13 protein-coding genes and 1 pseudogene are annotated in these 17713 nt (G+C 67.9%); 4 read left to right on the top strand and 10 right to left on the bottom strand.

Annotation, left to right across the window (positions count from 1 at the left end; all coding sequences use genetic code 11):
- The first annotated feature begins 181 nt into the window (after nt 1–181).
- Nucleotides 182–1348, top strand: a complete 1167-nt coding sequence (locus RMP08_RS11730; RefSeq protein ID WP_310469184.1) for an aminoacetone oxidase family FAD-binding enzyme — start codon at nt 182–184, stop codon at nt 1346–1348.
- Here RMP08_RS11730 and RMP08_RS11735 read toward each other — a convergent pair.
- Complete coding sequence (locus tag RMP08_RS11735; RefSeq protein ID WP_310469196.1) at nt 1345–1602, bottom strand: 4a-hydroxytetrahydrobiopterin dehydratase; 258 nt, start codon at nt 1600–1602, stop codon at nt 1345–1347. The two genes, RMP08_RS11730 and RMP08_RS11735, sit on opposite strands and share 4 nt — an antisense overlap.
- Before the next feature lie 79 nt (nt 1603–1681).
- Between RMP08_RS11735 and hppD the strand changes: the two genes are divergently transcribed.
- The 3 genes from hppD (at nt 1682) to paaD (ending at nt 4548) form a co-directional block, all read left to right on the top strand.
- On the top strand, nt 1682–2782 hold the full coding sequence (gene hppD / locus RMP08_RS11740) for a 4-hydroxyphenylpyruvate dioxygenase (RefSeq protein ID WP_310469185.1): 1101 nt from the start codon (nt 1682–1684) through the stop codon (nt 2780–2782).
- A gap of 129 nt (nt 2783–2911) precedes the next feature.
- Nucleotides 2912–4114, top strand: a complete 1203-nt coding sequence (gene pcaF, locus RMP08_RS11745; RefSeq protein WP_310469186.1) for a 3-oxoadipyl-CoA thiolase — start codon at nt 2912–2914, stop codon at nt 4112–4114.
- A complete protein-coding gene (paaD, locus tag RMP08_RS11750) occupies nt 4111–4548 on the top strand; it encodes a 1,2-phenylacetyl-CoA epoxidase subunit PaaD (protein ID WP_310469187.1) in 438 nt (145 codons plus the stop codon). Before pcaF ends, paaD begins: the two co-directional genes overlap by 4 nt.
- Here the strand turns inward: paaD and RMP08_RS11755 are convergent, their stop codons facing one another.
- The 9 genes and pseudogenes from RMP08_RS11755 to RMP08_RS11795 form a co-directional block, all read right to left on the bottom strand.
- Nucleotides 4549–5460 (bottom strand): chorismate synthase, encoded by a 912-nt coding sequence (locus tag RMP08_RS11755; RefSeq protein ID WP_310469188.1) that lies wholly within the window; start codon nt 5458–5460, stop codon nt 4549–4551.
- A pseudogene (gene aroA, locus RMP08_RS11760) lies at nt 5447–6786 on the bottom strand (3-phosphoshikimate 1-carboxyvinyltransferase). The gene RMP08_RS11755 and the pseudogene aroA overlap by 14 nt, the downstream one beginning before the upstream one ends.
- Nucleotides 6787–6897: 111 nt before the next feature.
- Nucleotides 6898–9012, bottom strand: coding sequence for an acyltransferase family protein (locus RMP08_RS11765; protein ID WP_310469189.1), 2115 nt, complete (start codon nt 9010–9012; stop codon nt 6898–6900).
- A 270-nt stretch (nt 9013–9282) separates the two neighbouring features.
- Nucleotides 9283–10701 (bottom strand): TolC family protein, encoded by a 1419-nt coding sequence (locus tag RMP08_RS11770; protein ID WP_310469190.1) that lies wholly within the window; start codon nt 10699–10701, stop codon nt 9283–9285.
- Between the two features lie 8 nt (nt 10702–10709).
- On the bottom strand, nt 10710–13877 hold the full coding sequence (locus RMP08_RS11775) for a multidrug efflux RND transporter permease subunit (protein WP_310469191.1): 3168 nt from the start codon (nt 13875–13877) through the stop codon (nt 10710–10712).
- 11 nt (nt 13878–13888) lie between these two features.
- Nucleotides 13889–15184, bottom strand: coding sequence for an efflux RND transporter periplasmic adaptor subunit (locus tag RMP08_RS11780; protein ID WP_310469192.1), 1296 nt, complete (start codon nt 15182–15184; stop codon nt 13889–13891).
- Nucleotides 15181–15600 (bottom strand): hypothetical protein, encoded by a 420-nt coding sequence (locus RMP08_RS11785; RefSeq protein WP_310469193.1) that lies wholly within the window; start codon nt 15598–15600, stop codon nt 15181–15183. Before RMP08_RS11785 ends, RMP08_RS11780 begins: the two co-directional genes overlap by 4 nt.
- Before the next feature lie 318 nt (nt 15601–15918).
- Nucleotides 15919–16530, bottom strand: a complete 612-nt coding sequence (locus tag RMP08_RS11790; RefSeq protein WP_310469194.1) for a TetR/AcrR family transcriptional regulator — start codon at nt 16528–16530, stop codon at nt 15919–15921.
- 378 nt (nt 16531–16908) lie between these two features.
- On the bottom strand, nt 16909–17713 hold an 805-nt coding region (locus RMP08_RS11795), incomplete at its 5' end, for an ImmA/IrrE family metallo-endopeptidase (RefSeq protein WP_310469195.1).

The raw sequence follows: 17713 nt of genomic DNA on the forward strand, positions 1-17713 counted from the left end.
CGGTTGATGTTGGCGAACTGGCCGCCGCTGGCCTGGTCCCAGGTCCACACGGCGGGGGGAACATATTCGGCTGAGTCGGGCATCGCATCGGTCTCCACTCTGGCCGCTCAGATGGGGACGGCGGGCGGCCAATGCCAGCCACCTGTTCGCCAAGTCCGCACGCCCCCGCTAGGGGGCGCCTATGCCCGCCTTGCGCAATTATGACGCGATCATCATCGGAGCTGGGGCGGCTGGCATGTACTGCGCCGCGCTCGCCGCCCAGCGCGGGCGCAAAGTGCTGCTGCTCGACCATTCGCCCGAGCCGGGGCGGAAGATCCTGATTTCGGGCGGGGGGCGCTGCAATTTCACCAACATCGGTGCCGGCCCCGCAAATTTCCTCTCCGCCAACCCCCATTTCGCCAAGTCCGCGCTAAGCCGCCACACGCCTGCGGATTTCATCGCATTGGTCGAGCGTCACCACATCGCCTGGCACGAAAAGACCCTCGGCCAACTGTTCTGCGACGGATCCGCGCGGCAGATCGTCGCGATGCTGCTCGATGAGTGCGCGGCGGGCGGGGTTCACACCAAGTTCGGTTCAGCGGCCACCGTCGAGCACCGCGACGGCGCTTTCGAAACCGCCACCGCCCGCGCCCCGTCGCTGGTCCTCGCCAGCGGCGGCCTATCGATCCCCAAGCTCGGCGCCACCAGTTTCGCCTACGACACCGCGCGCCGCTTCGGCCTCAAGATCGTCGAGCCGCGCCCGGCGCTGGTCCCGCTCACTTTGTCAGGCGAGGAAGCCTTGTTCAGCACATTGTCCGGCGTCTCGGCCGAGGTCGTCGCCCGCGCCGGCAAGGGCACCTTCCGCGAAGCCGCATTGTTCACCCACCGCGGCCTGTCCGGTCCCGCCATCCTGCAAATCTCGTCCTACTGGCGCCACGGCGATCCAGTCGCGATCGACTTCCTCCCCGACCTCGCCCCAGGCTGGCTGCGCGCCCCAAAGCGCGCCGAGCCGCGCACCACGCTGCGCCGCGCCCTCGCGCGCTACCTCTCCGACCGCCTCGCCGAAACCCTCGCCGCGCAGCTCGCGCTCCCCGGCGAGCTCGCCAACCTCCCCGACCGCGCCCTCGACGCCGCCGAACGACGCCTCGCCGGCTGGACCTTCACCCCCAACGGCAGCGAGGGGTTCGCCAAGGCCGAGGTGACCATCGGCGGAATCAGCACCGCCGAATTGTCGTCCCAGACGATGGCGGCGAAGCGCGTCCCCGGCCTCTACGCGATCGGCGAGGCGGTCGACGTCACCGGCTGGCTCGGCGGCTATAATTTCCAGTGGGCGTGGGCCAGCGCGCACGCCGCGGCACAGGCGCTCTAACCCGCCAAGCGATCGATCGCTTCGGCCAGCGCAACATCGCGCTCGGTCACCCCGCCGGCGTCATGGCTGGTCAGCCGGAAGTCGACGCGGTTCCACACGCTCGTGAACTCAGGGTGATGGCCGATCGCCTCGGCGTGCGCCGCGACTCGCGTCAAGAACGCGAATGCCTCCGCGAAATCCGTGAACGTGAAGCTCCGGGTCAGAGCCTTGCCGTCTTCGCTCAGGGTCCATCCGGCGGGTGGTTGTAGCGTCATCGACTCCCCATATCGGCCATTCCGCGACCCTTGCAAAGCATGCCCACGCGGAGCAGTGGAACGGGCAAAGGAGACGATCATGGCCACCGCAACCGACAGCGCCGTCGCCGAAAAGGGCCCGCTCGGCCTCGAAAATCCGATGGGCACCGACGGCTTCGAATTCGTCGAATATGCCGCGCCCGACCCCGAGCTGCTGCGCTCGCTGTTCACCAAAATGGGCTTCCCCGCGGTCGCCCGCCACAAGCGCAAGAACGTCACCCTCCACCGCCAGGGCGACTGCAACTTCATCATCAACGCCGAGCCCAACAGTTTTGCGGAGGAATTCGCCAAGGCCCACGGGCCGTGCGCCTGCGCCATGGCGTTCCGCTTCAAGGACGCCGCCGCCGCGCACAAACGCGCGCTCGAACTGGGCGCCACCGACGTCAAAAGCGATGTCGCCGAGGGCGAGCTCGACATCCCGGCGATCGAGGGCATCGGCGGCTCGCGGCTCTATTTCGTCGATAAATACGGATCGAACGGCGCGATCTACGACGTCGATTTCGACTTCGAGCCCGACTGGCAGGCGCGCGAGGCCGAGGCCGACAGCAAGCTCACCTACATCGACCATCTGACCCACAATGTGCATCGCGGCCGCATGGCGCACTGGGCCGACTTCTACGAAAAACTCTTCAACTTCCGCGAGATCCGCTACTTCGACATCGAGGGGAAGGTCACCGGCCTGTTCTCCAAGGCGATGACCAGCCCGTGCGGCAAAATCCGCATTCCCTTGAACGAAAGCCAGGACGACAAGAGCCAGATCGAGGAATTCCTGCGCGAGTATAAGGGCGAGGGCATCCAGCACATCGCGCTCGGCACCACCGACATTTACCGCGCGGTCGATATTCTGCGGGAACGCGGCATTCCATTTCAGGACACCCCCGAAACCTATTACGAGCTGCTCGACAGCCGCATCGCGGGCCACGGCGAGAACGTCCCCGAATTGAAGTCGCGCGGCATATTGATGGACGGCGCGCCGACCGAGGGGCAGGGGCTGCTGCTGCAGATCTTCACCCAGAACGTGATCGGCCCGATCTTCTTCGAGATCATCCAGCGCAAGGGCAACGAAGGCTTCGGCGAAGGCAATTTCAAAGCCCTGTTCGAAAGCATCGAGCTCGACCAAATGCGCCGCGGGGTGATTTGATTCCGTCGTTGCGCAGCAACCAAAAAGGATTCCACACGAAGCCGCGAAGAAAGAATTGAAGCCACGAAGATGCGCAGGACCCTTCGCGCCTTCCTGCTCCTTCGCGCCTTCGTGTGAAAAGACGACTTTATGACCGAAGCCTATATCTGCGACGCCATCCGCACCCCGATCGGCCGCTACGGCGGCGCGCTCAGCAGCGTCCGCGCCGACGATCTCGCCGCGATCCCGATCCGCGCCCTGATCGACCGCAATCCCAAGGTCGACTGGGCCGCGATCGACGACGTCATCCTCGGCTGCGCCAATCAGGCCGGCGAGGACAACCGCAATCTTGCGCGCATGGCGGGCCTGCTCGCCGGCCTCCCCGACAGCAGCGGCGGCGTTACCCTCAACCGCCTGTGCGGCTCGGGCCTCGACGCGGTTGCGATGGCGGCGCGCGCGATCCGCGGCGGCGATGCCGATTTGATCATCGCCGGCGGCAGCGAAAGCATGAGCCGCGCGCCGTTCGTCCTGCCCAAGGCGCAGTCCGCGTTCGACCGCAACGCCGAGATTTACGACACCACCATCGGCTGGCGCTTCGTCAATCCCAAGATGCGCGAAGCCTATGGCGACGACACCATGCCAAGCACCGCCGAGAATGTCGCCGACGAGTTTTCGGTCAGCCGCGAGGACCAGGACGCGTTCGCCCTGCGCAGCCAGCAGAAGACCGCCGCCGCGCAAGCCAGCGGGCGCCTCGCCGCCGAAATCGTCGCGGTCGAAATCCCCCAGCGCAAGGGCGACCCGCGGATCGTCGATGTGGACGAGCACCCGCGCCTGACCGACCTCGCAACGCTCGCCAAACTGAAGCCGATCGTGCGCAAGGACGGCACTGTCACCGCCGGCAACGCGTCGGGCGTCAACGACGGCGCAGCAGCGCTGATCGTCGCCTCGGAGGAGGCCGCCAAGCGCCACGGATTGACCCCCCGCGCGCGCATCCTCGGCGGCGCGGTCGCTGGCGTCCCGCCGCGCATCATGGGCATCGGCCCCGCGCCCGCATCGCAAAAACTATTGAAGCGTCTCGGCCTCGCAATCGCGGACATCGACGTGATCGAATTGAACGAGGCGTTCGCCGCGCAAGGCCTCGCGGTGATGCGCCAGCTTGGACTCCCCGACGACGATCCCCGCGTAAACCCCAACGGCGGCGCCATCGCGCTCGGCCATCCGCTCGGCATGTCGGGCGCGCGGCTTGCGCTCACCGCGACCGAGGAACTGCAGCGCACCGCCGGCCGCTACGCGCTCGCCACGATGTGCATCGGCGTCGGCCAGGGCATCGCGCTGGCGCTGGAACGGGTGTGACCGAAGCGCAGATCCTCGCCGTCCTCGCCGACGTCCCCGACCCCGAAATCCCGGCCGTGTCGGTGCTCGATCTCGGCATCGTCCGCGGGGTCGAAGACGGCAAAGTCATCGTTACTCCGACCTACTCGGGCTGCCCCGCCACGCTTTACATCGAGCAGTCGATCCGCGCCGCGCTCGACGCCGCGGGTTTTCGCTCGATCGGCATCGAAACCCGCCTCGCGCCGCCGTGGACCACCGACTGGATCAGCGACGCGGGCAAGGCCAAGCTCGCCGCCTACGGCATCGCCCCGCCGGATCTGGCCAAGGCCGCGACCTGCCCGCAATGCGGGTCAGTGGCGACCGAGGAAGTCAGCCGCTTCGGCTCGACCCCGTGCAAGGCGCAATGGCGCTGCACCTCGTGCCTGGAGCCGTTCGACCGGTTCAAGTGCCACTGATCATCCGCACTGGGCGCGATGCAGCAATTTGTGGTCGGCGAGCACCAGCGCGACCATCGCCGCGATCACCGGGCTCCCGCGAATCGCCACGCACGGGTCGTGGCGCCCCTTGATGCGGATGCTCGAGGTCGGCTTGAACGCGGCCCGCACCACGATCGGCTGGCCGGTCGCAATCCCGCCGTCGATCCCGCTCGCCGCCATCCCCTCGCGGTTATCGCTGCCCTTCAACCGCGATGCGCCGAACCCCTCGCCGATCTCGACGCCCTTGACCGCATTGACGCCCATGCACGCCGCCGCCAGCTCGGCATCGAGCTTGGCGTAGACCGGCGCGCCCCAGCCCGGCGGCACGCCCTCGGCGACGCATTCGACTACGCCGCCGAGTGAGTCCCCGGCTTCCCGCGCCGCAGCGAGCATCGCGTCCCACCGCGCCTCATCGCGCTCGCCGCCGATCTCGACCACCCGCGCGGCAATGCTGACCTCGGGGATGACCAGCCGCGCGACCGCGCCCGCCGCCACCCGCGCCGCGGTCTCGCGCGCCGACGCCCGCCCCCCGCCGCGCGGATCGCGCAGCCCGTATTTCTGCTCATAGGCGAGATCGGCATGCCCTGGCCGCGGCGGCAAATCCCCATAATCGGCCGGCCGCGCGTCGACATTGTCGATCATCAGGCTGATCGGCGTCCCCGTCGTTTGCCCTTCATAGACTCCGGACAAGATGCGCACCCGGTCGGGCTCGGCGCGCGCGCTGGTGTGCGGCGACTGGCCGGGCCGCCGCTCGTCGAGCCAGCGCTGCACCCACGCCTCGTCGAGCGCCAGCCGCGGCGGGCAGCCGTCGACCACTGCGCCGATCGCCGGCCCGTGGCTCTCGCCCCAGGTCGTGAAGCGCAGCAGGTGGCCGAAGCTATTCCAGCTCATCGATTGTCGCTCCGACCGACCGCATCGCCGCCGCAAACCCGGGGAAGCTGGTGGCGATCATCTCCGCTCCGTTTACGCTCACCGGCCGCTGCGCCGCCAGCCCGAGCGTCAGCGTCGCCATCGCGATCCGGTGGTCGCCCTTGCTGTCGATGTCCGCGCCGCCCGGCACCTTGCCGCCGGTCACGATCAGGCTGTCGCCCTCGCTGTGCGCGGAAACTCCACATGCCGTGAGCCCGCCGACGATCGCCGCCAGCCGGTCGCTCTCCTTGGCGCGCAGCTCGGCCAGTCCGTCAAAGCGGCTGGTGCCCTCTGCCAACGCGGCCGCCACCGCGGCGAGCGGATATTCGTCGATCATCGCCGGCACCTTTTCCGCGCCGAGCTGGATCGCCTTGAGCGGCGCCGCGGCGACCCGCACATCGCCGATCCATTCGCCGGATTGTATGCGCCGGTTGGTCACCGAAACCTCCGCGCCCATCGCCGCCAGCGCATCGAGCAGCCCGGTGCGCAGCGGATTGACCAGCACGCCAGGCGTTGCGACCGCCGACCCCGGGACGATCGCCGCCGCGGTCCACAGGAACGCCGCCGACGACGGGTCGCCGCCGATCGCGATGTCGGTCCCGCGCAGCTGACGCTGATCGCCCAGCCGCACTATCCCGCCACTGCTGTCCACCGCGCAGCCGAACTCGCGCAGCATGATCTCGCCATGGTCGCGGCTCGGCTCAGGCTCGATCACCACGACCTCGCCGTCCGCCCGCAGCCCCGCCAGCAGCACCGCCGTCTTGACCTGCGCCGAGGCGAAGCGATTGACGTGCTCGATCCCGCGGAGCCCGCCGCCGTGGATCGTCAGCGGCAAATGCTCGCCGCCCTCGATCCGCGCCCCCATCTCGGCCAGCGGCGCGACCAGACGGTCCATCGGCCGCCGCCGCAGCGATCCGTCGCCGTCGAACGTCGCGATGATCGGAAACCCCGCCGCCGCGCCCATCAGCAGCCGCGCCGTGCTCCCGGCATTGCCGCAATCGATTGGCCGTTCGGGCGAGCGCCATTCCCCGCCCCTGACCCGCCAGCAACCGTCCGCCTCGCGCTCGACCGCGATCCCGAACGCCCGCAGCGCCGTCACATCGCCAGCACATCGTCCGATTCGAGCAACCCCGCGATCCGCGTCTCGCCCTCGGCAAGCGCGCCTAGGATCAGCGCGCGATGCGAGGTCGACTTGTCGCCGGGCACCGCGGCGACTCCGCGCTGCGGCCCGCCGGGCGCAGAGCGCAAGCGCCGGTTCACGGCAACCAGGCAGGGACGGGCGTCACCATCCGCGCGCTGTAGGCGCACAAATGGCCGAGCGGGAGGCCGTCCCGCCAACAAGGCACCGTTCGCCGCGCCTTACCGGCGTACAGTCTCAGCTTCGACTGCAGCGGCGACTGCGGTGCGCGTCGAGGAACATCACTCGCGGTCGATCCGGGCCATTGACCGGATGTGCTTCTCAAACTCCGGGGCGAGCCGCATTGCGCCGCCTACGTTGAGGTGCCAGCCGTCGCGATAGAGAAATTGCCCGTCGCGATAGGTCGAGCAATACTCCCGCGCGCACAGGACATCGGTAAAATCAGCCCCGCGCGCCCGCGGCATGCCGCGCAACGCGCGTTCCTCCGCCTGTCGTGCCGGCCGGTTGTACTCCAGCGACTCTTGCTTGGTAATTGTCACTCCGCAGGATGCGAGATCGGAGTAGATTCGGAACGCCGGGCATGCCCGAAGGTCGAACGACTTCGAACCGTGAAAGTGCGGCACATTATGAATAAGGAGGACCGGGACGCCGGCGTCGTTCAAGCGACCGATCGTCGAACGCAAACCCTCTTCCCACGCTCGCGCTTTGTCCGACTGGGACGCAATCTCTCCGGTTGCGGGATGCTCAAACGAGACGTGGCTGCCGGGGCGGATATACTCGACTGCCATGTTTCCGATGATCACCAGCGATGGCCGGGATTCGACCAGATCGGCGGTCCACCGAGTGACGAAGTTGCGGCAACCATCTTCGTCGAACGGGCCGGCCTTTCGCGTGATGACATCGGCGAACGGGCAGCCCCAAAAAATTGCCGGCGTGAAGTTGAGCCGGAGCTTGTCGGCGACCGCGGCAATCGGCTCGGCAACTTGCCCGGCGTTCGAATCACCGATGAGAATGATCGTGCCGCGCGGCGAGTCGCTTTTCCAGGTGCAGCCCTCGCGCGTGCCCGCGGCCGTAGGAAGATAATATTTGCACTCGCGCGCATCCGCCAGATGGAGCCGATTTGCGACATTCAGCTCGCGCATGGTTCTGCTAGGGAACAGAGTGCTGGCGTACAGGGCCGCGAATAGCGCCACGGGCACAAGCGTGCAGATCCCGGCCAGCCCGACCGCTCGCCACCCGACGATGCGCGAGTTGTTCCGGATCGGGTTCTCGACATAGCGGTAGGACAGCCAGGTGGGGATCAGCGCGGCCAGGGCAGCCAGCAGGAGCAGCCAGGGGCTGGGATGGGGCCAGATCGCGCGCGTGAAGACGATGAACGGCCAATGCCAAAGGTACCAGCCATAGGATACCTCGCCGATCCACTGCGGGAGCGGCCTGCTCAGCAATCTCGAAATCCCTACTTGCCTGCCGGTACCGGCGAGAATGAGCAGCGTCGTGCCCAGGACCGGCAGCAAAGCGGCGTAGCCGGGGAACGGAGTGGCATCGGTGAAGGCGAATGCCGCGGCGACGATCAGCGCCAGGCCGATGGCTCCGCATACGGCGGCAATGCGCGCGGAGAGGCGTGACAAAGCGGGCTCGTAAAGGGCGAGCAGGCTCCCTGCAGCGAACTCCCAGGCGCGGACAGGCGAAGCATAGAAGGCGAAGATGCGGTTTGAATCGAGGGCGCCGAACGGGGCGCCGCGTGCGTCCAGCAGGAACACGGATGCTGCGAGGGAAACCAGCAGCACCGACATGACCGCAAAGGACAAGAGAAGCTTGGGGGATCGCGCACTCTTGGTGCGACGGCCGAATTGCCACGCGACGAACAGTAATGCCGGAAAGAAGAAATAGAACTGCTCTTCGACGGCAAGAGTCCATGTGTGCAGCAGCGGATGATACTCCGCCGGCGCAGCGAAATAGTCGACGGATGAAGCGAGCTCGGCATTCGCCGCGAACAGCGAGGCGGCGATACCCGTTCTCGCAGTTTGCTGCTGCAACCCGAGCGGGCTCTGCAAAACCAACGCGCCCGCCGCGACGAACAGCTGGACGAGTGCCAGCGCCGGCAGGAGCCGCCGCACCCGGCGGGTATAGAAACGCCTCAGGTTTATCCGGTTGCTTAGCTGCAGCTCCTTCCACAGGAGGCGGGTAATCACAAAACCCGAGATGACGAAGAAAACGTCGACTCCGACAAAGCCCCCGGGAACCGGGAGATTTGCGTGGAAAAGGATCACCAGGATAACGGCAACCGCCCGCAGGCCTTGCACATCCGGCCGGCGTTCAGATCGATGTTTGTCCGTGGGAGCCACGTTCTCGTGGGAAGGCCGACTGAATTTTTTCAATACTTTCTCATTACTCAAGCAGTCGCCCATCCGGAAATTTTTCCATGTTCCAGATGCCGAGTTGGTGGCGGGCGAATGCGTACACTCGCCCGCTCATCCCGCCAACTTCGATTTGGCCAACGCTCTCGAAACTGCCCGCGCCGAGCACGGCGTTGCTGCCCTGGGGCAGCGGTCAGTGCCACTCCGGTCGGCGCCTCAGCGGTCCCCCCCGAGACAGGTGCGCTATGGTGCCAGGGAAAGCGACGACGGCGATCGGTAAGGCCGGGATCAGGGGCCGCTCCCGCCTGATCAGGCACCGGCTATGCCCGCCTGCCAGCCGCCGCCAAGCGCGCGGAACAGGTTGACCTGGGCGTCGATCAGGCGGTCGTCGGCTTCGGCTAGGTCGGCCTCGGCGTTGGCCAGCGTGCGTTCGGCATCGAGCACGGCGAGGCCGTCGGCGCGGCCTTCGCGGAGCTGGGCGCGGGTGATGCGGGCGGCCGCCGGGGCCTCGCTCGCCGCCGCCTGCAGCGCGGCGCGCCGCTCGATTTCATTGGCGTAGCGGCTGAGCGCGGTTTCGGTCTCCTCGAGCGCGGTCAGCACCGCCTTGTCGAACCGCGCGAGGTCGCCCTGCGCCTGGGCTTCGGCGCCGGCGATGCGGGCGCGGATCCCGGCCTGGTTGGGGAACGACCAGTTGATCAGCGGCCCGAGCAGGAATCCGATGGCGCCGCCGCTGAGCAGCCCGGCGACGCTGCTCGCGGTCGAGGTCAGCGAACCGCCGAGGCTGATGCGCGGATAAAGGTCGGCGGTGGCGACGCCGATCCGCGCGGTCGAGGCGGCGAGTCGGCGCTCGGCCTCGCGCACGTCGGGGCGGCGGGCGAGCAAGGTGCGGCCGTCGCCAATCGGGATCGGGCGGGCCAAGGTGAGCGGGCGGCCGTCGCGCGCAATGGTCGGACGCTCGGCGGGCGGGCGCCCGGTCAGGGTGGCGAGGCGGAACCCGGCGGCGTCGAGGTCGCCCTCGAGCTCGGGAATGCGCGCCGCCTGCTGGGCGCGCAGGGCGCCGACCCGGACCAGGTCGAGGCGCGAGGTGCGGCCGGCGCGGAAGCGCTTGTCGGCCAACGACACGCTCTGGTCGAGCAAGGCGACGGTGCGGTTCGCAACCTCGAGCCGGCGCGCGGTGGCGAGGCTGTCTCCGTAAGCGCGGGCGGTCTCGGCGGCGACGATCACGCGGACCGCGTCGCGCGCCGCAAGCTCGGCGTCGAGATCGGCGCGCGAGGCCTCGATCCCGCGGCGGACGCGGCCGAACAGGTCGATCTCGTAGGCGACATCGAAGCCGGTCGCGAGCGAGGTGTCGGCGCCCTGTCCCGGCAAGCGCTCGGCGCCGCCGGGGCGGCCGTATTGGGCGCTGCCGCCAAGCTCGGTCTGGGGCAGCCGATCGGAGCGCGCGCCGCGCAGCGAGGCGCGCGCGGCGGCGATGTTGGCGGCGGCGATCGCGAGGTCGGTATTGGCGGCGAGCGCCTGCTCGACCAGCCCGTCGAGCACCGGATCCTGGTACAGCCGCCACCAGCCGGGCTCGACCGGCGCCTGTGACACGCCGGCGGCGTTCGCTCCGACAAAATTGGCCTGCGCCGCGGCCGACACCGGAGGGGGGCGGTGGTCGGGGCCGACGGCGGCGCAGGCGGCCAGCGTCAGGGCGCTGGATGCGATGGCGAGAGAGCGGTGAAAGCGCATGGCGAGCCTCATTGGGCCGGCTGCGGCACGGGCGTCCCGCCACGGCGGGCGCGCCGCTCGGCGAGACGCTCGGCGGCCTTGCGGCTGACGACGTAAAAGGTTGGGGTGAAGATCAGGCCGAACGCGGTGACCCCGATCATCCCGAAGAACACCGCGGTGCCGAGCGCCTGGCGCAGCTCGGCGCCGGCGCCGGTCGAGATCACCAGCGGCAGGGTGCCAAGGATAAACGCGAGGCTGGTCATCAGGATCGGCCGCAGCCGCAGCCGCGCCGCCTCGACCGCCGCATCGAGGATGGTCGCCCCGCGCTCCTCGGCCTGCTTGGCGAACTCGACGATCAGGATGGCGTTCTTGGCGGCCAAGGCGACCAGCACGATCAGCCCGATCTGGGTCAAAATATTATTGTCCATGCCGCGCAGATTGACCCCGAGCATCGCTGCCAGGAGCGTCATCGGGACGATCAGGATCACCGCCAGCGGCAGCGCGAGGCTTTCGAACTGGGCGGCGAGGACGAGGAACACGAACACCACCGCCAGCGCGAAGACGATGCCCGCGGTGTTGCCGGCCTCCTTCTGCTGGAAGGCGATGTCGGTCCATTCGGTGCGGAAGCCGGGGGGCAGCGAAGCGGCGATCTGCTCCATCTTGGCCAGCGCCTCGCCGGTCGAGGTGCCGGGCGCGGGCTCGCCGTCCATCTCGACCGCGGGGAACAGATTGTAGCGCGTCACGCGGTACGGCCCGGTGCGGTCCTCGAACGTCGCGACCGAGCCCAGCGGGACCATCGCGCCGCTGTCCGAGCGGGTCTTGAGCTGCGCGATATCCGCGCTGTCGTCGCGGAACCGCGAGTCGGCCTGGGCGGTCACGCGATAGGTCCGCCCGAGCAGGTTGAAGTCGTTGACGTAGGCCGAGCCGAGATAGATCTGGAGCGCCTCGAACACGCGCGCCGGGGGCACGCCGAGCATGTCCGCCTTGGTGCGGTCGACATCGGCGTAGACCCGCGGCGTCGAGGCGTTGAACAGCGTGAACACGTTGGCCAGGCCGGGGGTCTGCGCGGCCTGCCCCATAAACTGGTAGGCGGCGCCCTGCATCGCCTCATAGCCGCTCGCGCCGCGATCCTGGATCAGCATGCGGAACCCGCCCGAACCGATGCCCTGGATGACCGGCGGGGGAATCACGAACACCGCGGCTTCGTCGATGTCGGCGATCGCGGCGCGCATGTCGGCCATCATCGCCTGCTCGGTGCGGCCGGAGGCCGCGCGCTCGGCGTAATCGGCGAAGGTGATGAAGGCGGCCCCGGCGTTCGACGCTTGTGTGCCCGACGCGGCGTCGAACCCGGCGAACATCACCGCATCCTTGGCGCCGTCGATTTTGACCATCCGCGCGGCGACTTTCTTGAGCACCGCGTCGGTGCGGTCGATCGAGCTGCCGGGGGGCAGCTGGACCGCGGCCAGCGCATAGCCCTGGTCCTGCGCGGGGACGAAGCCGGCGGGGGTGATCCAGAACAGGCCGAGGGTCGCCGCGACCAGCGCGCCATAGCCAAGCAGCACCTTGCGCGGGCTGGAGATCAGGCGGCGGGTGGTGCGGCCGTACCAGCGCGACAGTCGCTCGAAACCGCGGTTGAAGCGCTCGCCCGCGTTGAACAGCAACCGGCGCAGCTTGCCCGTCGGCGCTTCGCCCTTGGCCCGCAGCAGCAGCGCGGCGAGCGCCGGCGACAGGGTCAGCGAGAGCACCAACGAGATCAGTGTCGCACTCGAGATGGTGACCGCGAACTGGCGGTAGAATTCGCCCGACAGGCCGGTCAGGAACATCGTCGGCACGAACACCGCGCACAGCACCAGCGCGATCGCGACGAGCGCGGTCGACACCTCGTCCATCGAGCTGCGCGCCGCTTCGTGCGGGCTGAGCCCGCGCTCGAGGTTGCGCTCGACATTCTCGACTACCACGATGGCGTCGTCGACGACGATGCCGATCGCCAGCACCAGGCCGAACAGCGACAACGTGTTGAGCGAATAGCCGAGCGCGGAGAGCACCGCGAAGGTGCCGATCAGCGAGACCGGAATCGCGATCACCGGGATCACCGCGGCGCGCCAGCTCTGGAGGAAGACGAAGATGACGAGGACGACTAGCACGATCGCCTCGAGCAAGGTGACTTGGACCGCCTCCATCGACTTGCTGATGAATTCGGTCGGGTTCCAGATCACCTTGTAGGCGACGCCCGCGGGGAAATCCTTCGACGCCGATTCCATTTCGGCGATGACGCCCTGCGCGGCGGCCAAGGCGTTGGTGCCGGGGCGCTGGGTGATGCCGAGGATCAGCGAGTCCTGGCCCGAGAGATAGCCGTTGATGCCGTAATCCTCGGCGCCGAGCTCGACCCGGGCGATGTCGGCGACGCGGGTCACGGCTCCGCCCGGCGCGGTCTTGACGATGATCCGCGCGAAATCCTGCGGCTCCTTGAAGCGGCCCTGGGTTTCGATGTTGAGCTGATAGGCGGCGCCGTTACCGTAGGGCGGCTGGCCGAGCGTGCCGGCGGCGACCTGGACGTTCTGCGAGCGCAGCGCGGCGACCACTTCGCCGGCGGTGATGCCGCGCGCGGCGGCACGGCCGGGATCGATCCAAACCCGCATCGCGAAGTCGCGGCCGCCGAAGATCATGACGTCGCCGATGCCATCGACGCGGGTCAGCCGGTCGCGCACCTGGCCGAGGATGTAGTTGGACATGTAGGCGCGGTCGCGCGAGCCGTCGGGCGAGACGATGTTGATCGCCATCAGCCATGACGGCAGCGACTTGCGGGTGACCACGCCCATCCGCCGCACTTCCTCGGGCAGGCTCGGCTCGGCCAGCGCGACGCGGTTCTGGACCAGCACCTGGGCCTGGTCGAGATCGGTGCCGACCTTGAACGTGACGGTGACCGTGACGCGGCCGTCGCCGGTCGACTGGCTCGCCATGTAGAGCATGTCGTCGACGCCGTTGATTTGCTGCTCGATCGGCGCCGCGACGGTATCCGCGACGGTCTCCGCCGACGCGCCCGGGTAGGACGCGCTGACGGTGATCGTCGGCGGCACGACATCGGGATATTGTGACACCGGCAGCGCGAAATATGAGATCGCGCCGACCAGCGTGATGACGATCGCGATGACCGCGGCGAAGATCGGCCGGTCGATGAAGATTCGGGTCAAGCGCACCGGGCGGTTCCTTAATTCGCGCCGAAGCTGGCGCTGCTCGCCGGCGGCGGAGCGGCGGCCGGGCTCGACGAGGGCGAGCGTTGCGGCACGATGCGGGTCAGCTTGGGCTTGATCGGGGCCCCGGGCATCATCCGCTGATGGCCGCGGATGATCACCTTGGCGTTGGCGGCGAGGCCGCTCTTGATCACGCGCAGGCCGTCGATCACCGGGCCGACCACGACCGGTATCGGACGCGGCTGGCCGTTGGGGCCGATGGTCATCACCATCTTGCCCGCCTGGTCGGTGAGCACCGCGCTGTCGGGCACCAGCAAAGCGGTGACCGGGCCGCGGGCGGCGAGGCGCATGTTGCCGAACATGCCGGGCGTGAGAAAGCCGTCGCGGTTGGCGATCGTGGCGCGGGCGCGGATCGTGCCCGAGCTGGGGTCGATCCCGTTGTCGGTGAAATCGATGCGGCCGTGCCAACGGTAGTCGGGCTCGTCCTGGAGGCGGATATCGACCTGCTGCGCCTGGCCGGCGCCCGCGCCGGCGGCGCGCTCGCGCTGGGCCTTGAGCAGTGAGGCCTCGGAAACGTCGAAGGTGAAGTGGATCGGATCGACTGCGTTGATCGTCGTCAGCAGGGTCGCGGCGCCGCTGTTGCCGCCGCTGACCAGCGTCCCCGGATCGGTGCGGCGATACGAAATGCGCCCGCTGATCGGGGCGCGCACGCGGGTGAACTCGACATCGAGCGCGCGCTGGCGGACGACGGCGTCGTTGGCGGCGATATTGGCTTCTGCCGAGCGCGCGACCGCGCGCAGATTGTCGACTTCCTCGCGCGACACCGCTTCGTCCGGCAGCAGGCGCAGCGCCCGCACCAATTCAGCCTGCGCAAGCGCGGCCGCCGTGCGTGCTGCGGCGGCGCGCGCCTGCGCCTCGGCCAACGCCGCCGCGAACGGCCTCGGGTCGATCGAGAACAATAATTGGCCCTGGCGGACGAAGTCGCCGTCGCGGAAGTGCAGCGACTGGAGCTGGCCCGACACCCGCGGCCGGATTTCGACCGAGCGGCTGGGCTCGAAGCGTCCGGTGAATTCCTCATATTCGAAGATGTTGCGCTGGAGCGGGGTGGCGACCGCGACTTCGGCCGGGGGCATGGCGGGGGCCGGCTGTGCGCCGCCCGCGACCATCCAGTAGATCAGCGCGGCGAGCGCCAGCAGCGGCAAGGCGATCAGCGCGGCGCGCGCGGCGGGGGGCTGACGGCGCAGGCGCACGATCAGCGTTTCGCGGGTGGCGGCGCCCGATTCATGGAAGTCGGTGTTGCGGTCGAAGGTCACGCGGCGGCTCTCACGAATTGTGGCGATGGGGACGGTCGGAGCGCGGCGCGGACGCTGCCGACGAGCAATTCATACTGGTCGGGGGTAAATCCCGCGGCGAGGAAATCGTCGATGTCCTCGCCAGAGACCGAGCGGCCGTAATTCCAGCTCAGCACGGCCATCCGCCGCAGCGTCTCGAGCCGCTCGTTGGCGAGCTTGGGAATGCCGCGGCCGAGCAGCCCCTCCCACCAGCGGCGCAGCGCACCGACCGGGCGGATGGTCCACAAGCGATCGTTGCGCGCGTCGCGGATAATCGCCCATTCGAGCGTGAGGAAACCGGCGACGGGCGTGCCGGTGGTGGCGATCGCGGGCGGCTCGATCGCGGAGAGATCGATTGCGTTTGCGCCGTCCGATTCGATTCGCGCTAGATAGGCCACTCAATCCTCCATTCGCAGCGGGCGCACCGCGCCGATCGCCGGAAACAGCCTCCCGGCGTCAGCGTGTTCGGTGGGCACGCATTTGTCCTGTCGACGTGCCGCGCGGGCGCGCCGTGATGCTCGCAATTGGTATAAAGTACCGGCGGAGGTCAGCCCGCGAACGGCAAGGGATGACGGTACGCATCGCCCCTTGTCGTCACCTGAAAGGCGCTGCCGATGTCCGGCTCCGTCTTTCTATACCGCCCAGTACAGAGATCGCTGGGGGGTGGTCAAGCTATTTCTGTACCGAGCGATAAAAAAGTTTTCAGGCGGCCCGATTCAGGCGCTCGGCCACATCAGCAGGCTGGTGTCGACGAGGCGGTCGAGCTCCTCACGGGTGGCGCCCTGCGTCGCCTGGACCGAAATGCCCTGGAACAGGGCCTTGAGCATGTCGGCCAGCCCGACGACGTCGAGGTGCGCCGGCAAGTCGCCATCGCGCTGAGCGCGGCGGAAGCGATCGATGATCGTTTCATGGACCAGTTTGCCGCGCTCCATCAGTTCGGCGCGGATCGACTGCGAGTCGGGCCCGCCGGCGACCGTGGCGATAATGCGCAGGCAGCCGTGCGGCTCGTCGCAGCCCGACATATTCTCGACCGCGCCGCGCAGCATCGCCTCGACGACCTTGCGCGCGGTCGGCTCGGCGAGCGCCTTGCCGACGTAAAACATCTTCTCGCGCTCGTAGAGATCGAGCGCCTTGCGAAACAGCGACTCCTTGTTGCCGAACGCGGCGTACAGACTGGGCCGGGTGATCCCCATCGCTTCGGTCAAGTCGGTCAGCGAGGTGGCGTCATAGCCCTTGGTCCAGAACACGCGCAGCGCCTGGGCGAGCGCGCGATCGACGCAAAACTCGCGCGGCCGGCCGCGGGCCGGAAGGGTCTCGGGCTTATTCATATCGCTCGGTACATAATATCCGGCGCTCAGAAGTCCACTCAAAAATCAAAGCGGCGACCGGCCACCGAGCGCGTTCGAGATCTCATCGCCGAAATCACAGTCTGCGATTAATGGCGGTGGAGCCAGTCGGCTGCGAACCGCTCTCTCCCCTCATTTCCCTGTTGAGCGGGAATTTACAGGGATTTTGCAATTTTCTAGCGTCCATTCTTCCAGCTCGCTCTTTCGAAATCTGCAGAATTCTGCCGTTAAGCGGGGTCGTATTCCCTACATTACGAACAGGGAATCTTAACGGCTGGAACAGGGATCCCGTTCGTGCCGAACAGCCAATCTGGCTGTTTGAGCAGGGAGAGGCGCCCCGCGCTGGCTGGAATCTCGCGGCTAAGTCTCGCTGTCGTCGTCGAGTTCGGCTTGCAGGAGGATGAGCGCGTACCCGTCCTGCTGCCCGAGCACCTGCTCCGTCAGACTGAGCACGCGCTGTGAATCATGGTCGGACAGCCAGACATCCGGGTCCACCTCCTCGATTGGCGAGTAGACGCTTGGCGCAGGCATGGACGACGCGGCGGCGGAGTCCACGGGAAGCTGACCGTTCCCGTCGGGCAACCAAGGGAAATCCTCGTGACGGTAGCGACGAATCATCCTCCCTCGGTGAGCAACAACGATGGCTACCGGCTCACGGTGGGCCTCGACCCAGGACCGAGACATGGCTTCCTTGCTCACGCCAAACTCGCGGGCCATGGCAACAATACTCTCGATCGCCGAATCTGTCTGGCGGATGCGTGCCCTGACTTTGGCGGGGGGCATCAGAAGGTGCGCAGCGAAGCGGTTGGCCTCAGCCTCGACGCGGTTTCGCCGGTCACGGTCCCGCGCGTTGAGAAGATGGAAATGCGCCAGCGAACATTCGTAACCACGCGATGGCCGGTGTGTTGGAATAAGGAAGTGGCCCAATTCGTGGGCTATGGAATAACGCTGCCGCTCCGCTGACTTGCCCCTCGCCACCAGAATTGCGCCACGAGCCTTGAGCTCGTCCATGATGATTGCAGCTTCGAACCCGTCCGTTTCCAGCTCGCTGATCGACTGGATGCCGAACTGCATGCAAAGCTCCTCCAACGGCACCTTGGCTGGAAGCGGTTGGAGCTCGTGGATTTTTGCCGCGAGGGCAGTCGGTGAACCGAGTCCGTCCAGG

It is taken from the genome of Sphingomonas sp., from assembly GCF_031426035.1.
Taxonomy (GTDB): domain Bacteria; phylum Pseudomonadota; class Alphaproteobacteria; order Sphingomonadales; family Sphingomonadaceae; genus Sphingomicrobium.

Coding starts and splice junctions, on each gene's coding strand:
- RMP08_RS11730 (WP_310469184.1), top strand. CDS start 182: ATGCCCGCCTTGCGCAATTATGACGCGATCATCATCGGAGCTGGGGCG.
- RMP08_RS11735 (WP_310469196.1), bottom strand. CDS start 1,602: ATGACGCTACAACCACCCGCCGGATGGACCCTGAGCGAAGACGGCAAG.
- hppD (WP_310469185.1), top strand. CDS start 1,682: ATGGCCACCGCAACCGACAGCGCCGTCGCCGAAAAGGGCCCGCTCGGC.
- pcaF (WP_310469186.1), top strand. CDS start 2,912: ATGACCGAAGCCTATATCTGCGACGCCATCCGCACCCCGATCGGCCGC.
- RMP08_RS11755 (WP_310469188.1), bottom strand. CDS start 5,460: ATGAGCTGGAATAGCTTCGGCCACCTGCTGCGCTTCACGACCTGGGGC.
- RMP08_RS11770 (WP_310469190.1), bottom strand. CDS start 10,701: ATGCGCTTTCACCGCTCTCTCGCCATCGCATCCAGCGCCCTGACGCTG.
- RMP08_RS11790 (WP_310469194.1), bottom strand. CDS start 16,530: ATGAATAAGCCCGAGACCCTTCCGGCCCGCGGCCGGCCGCGCGAGTTT.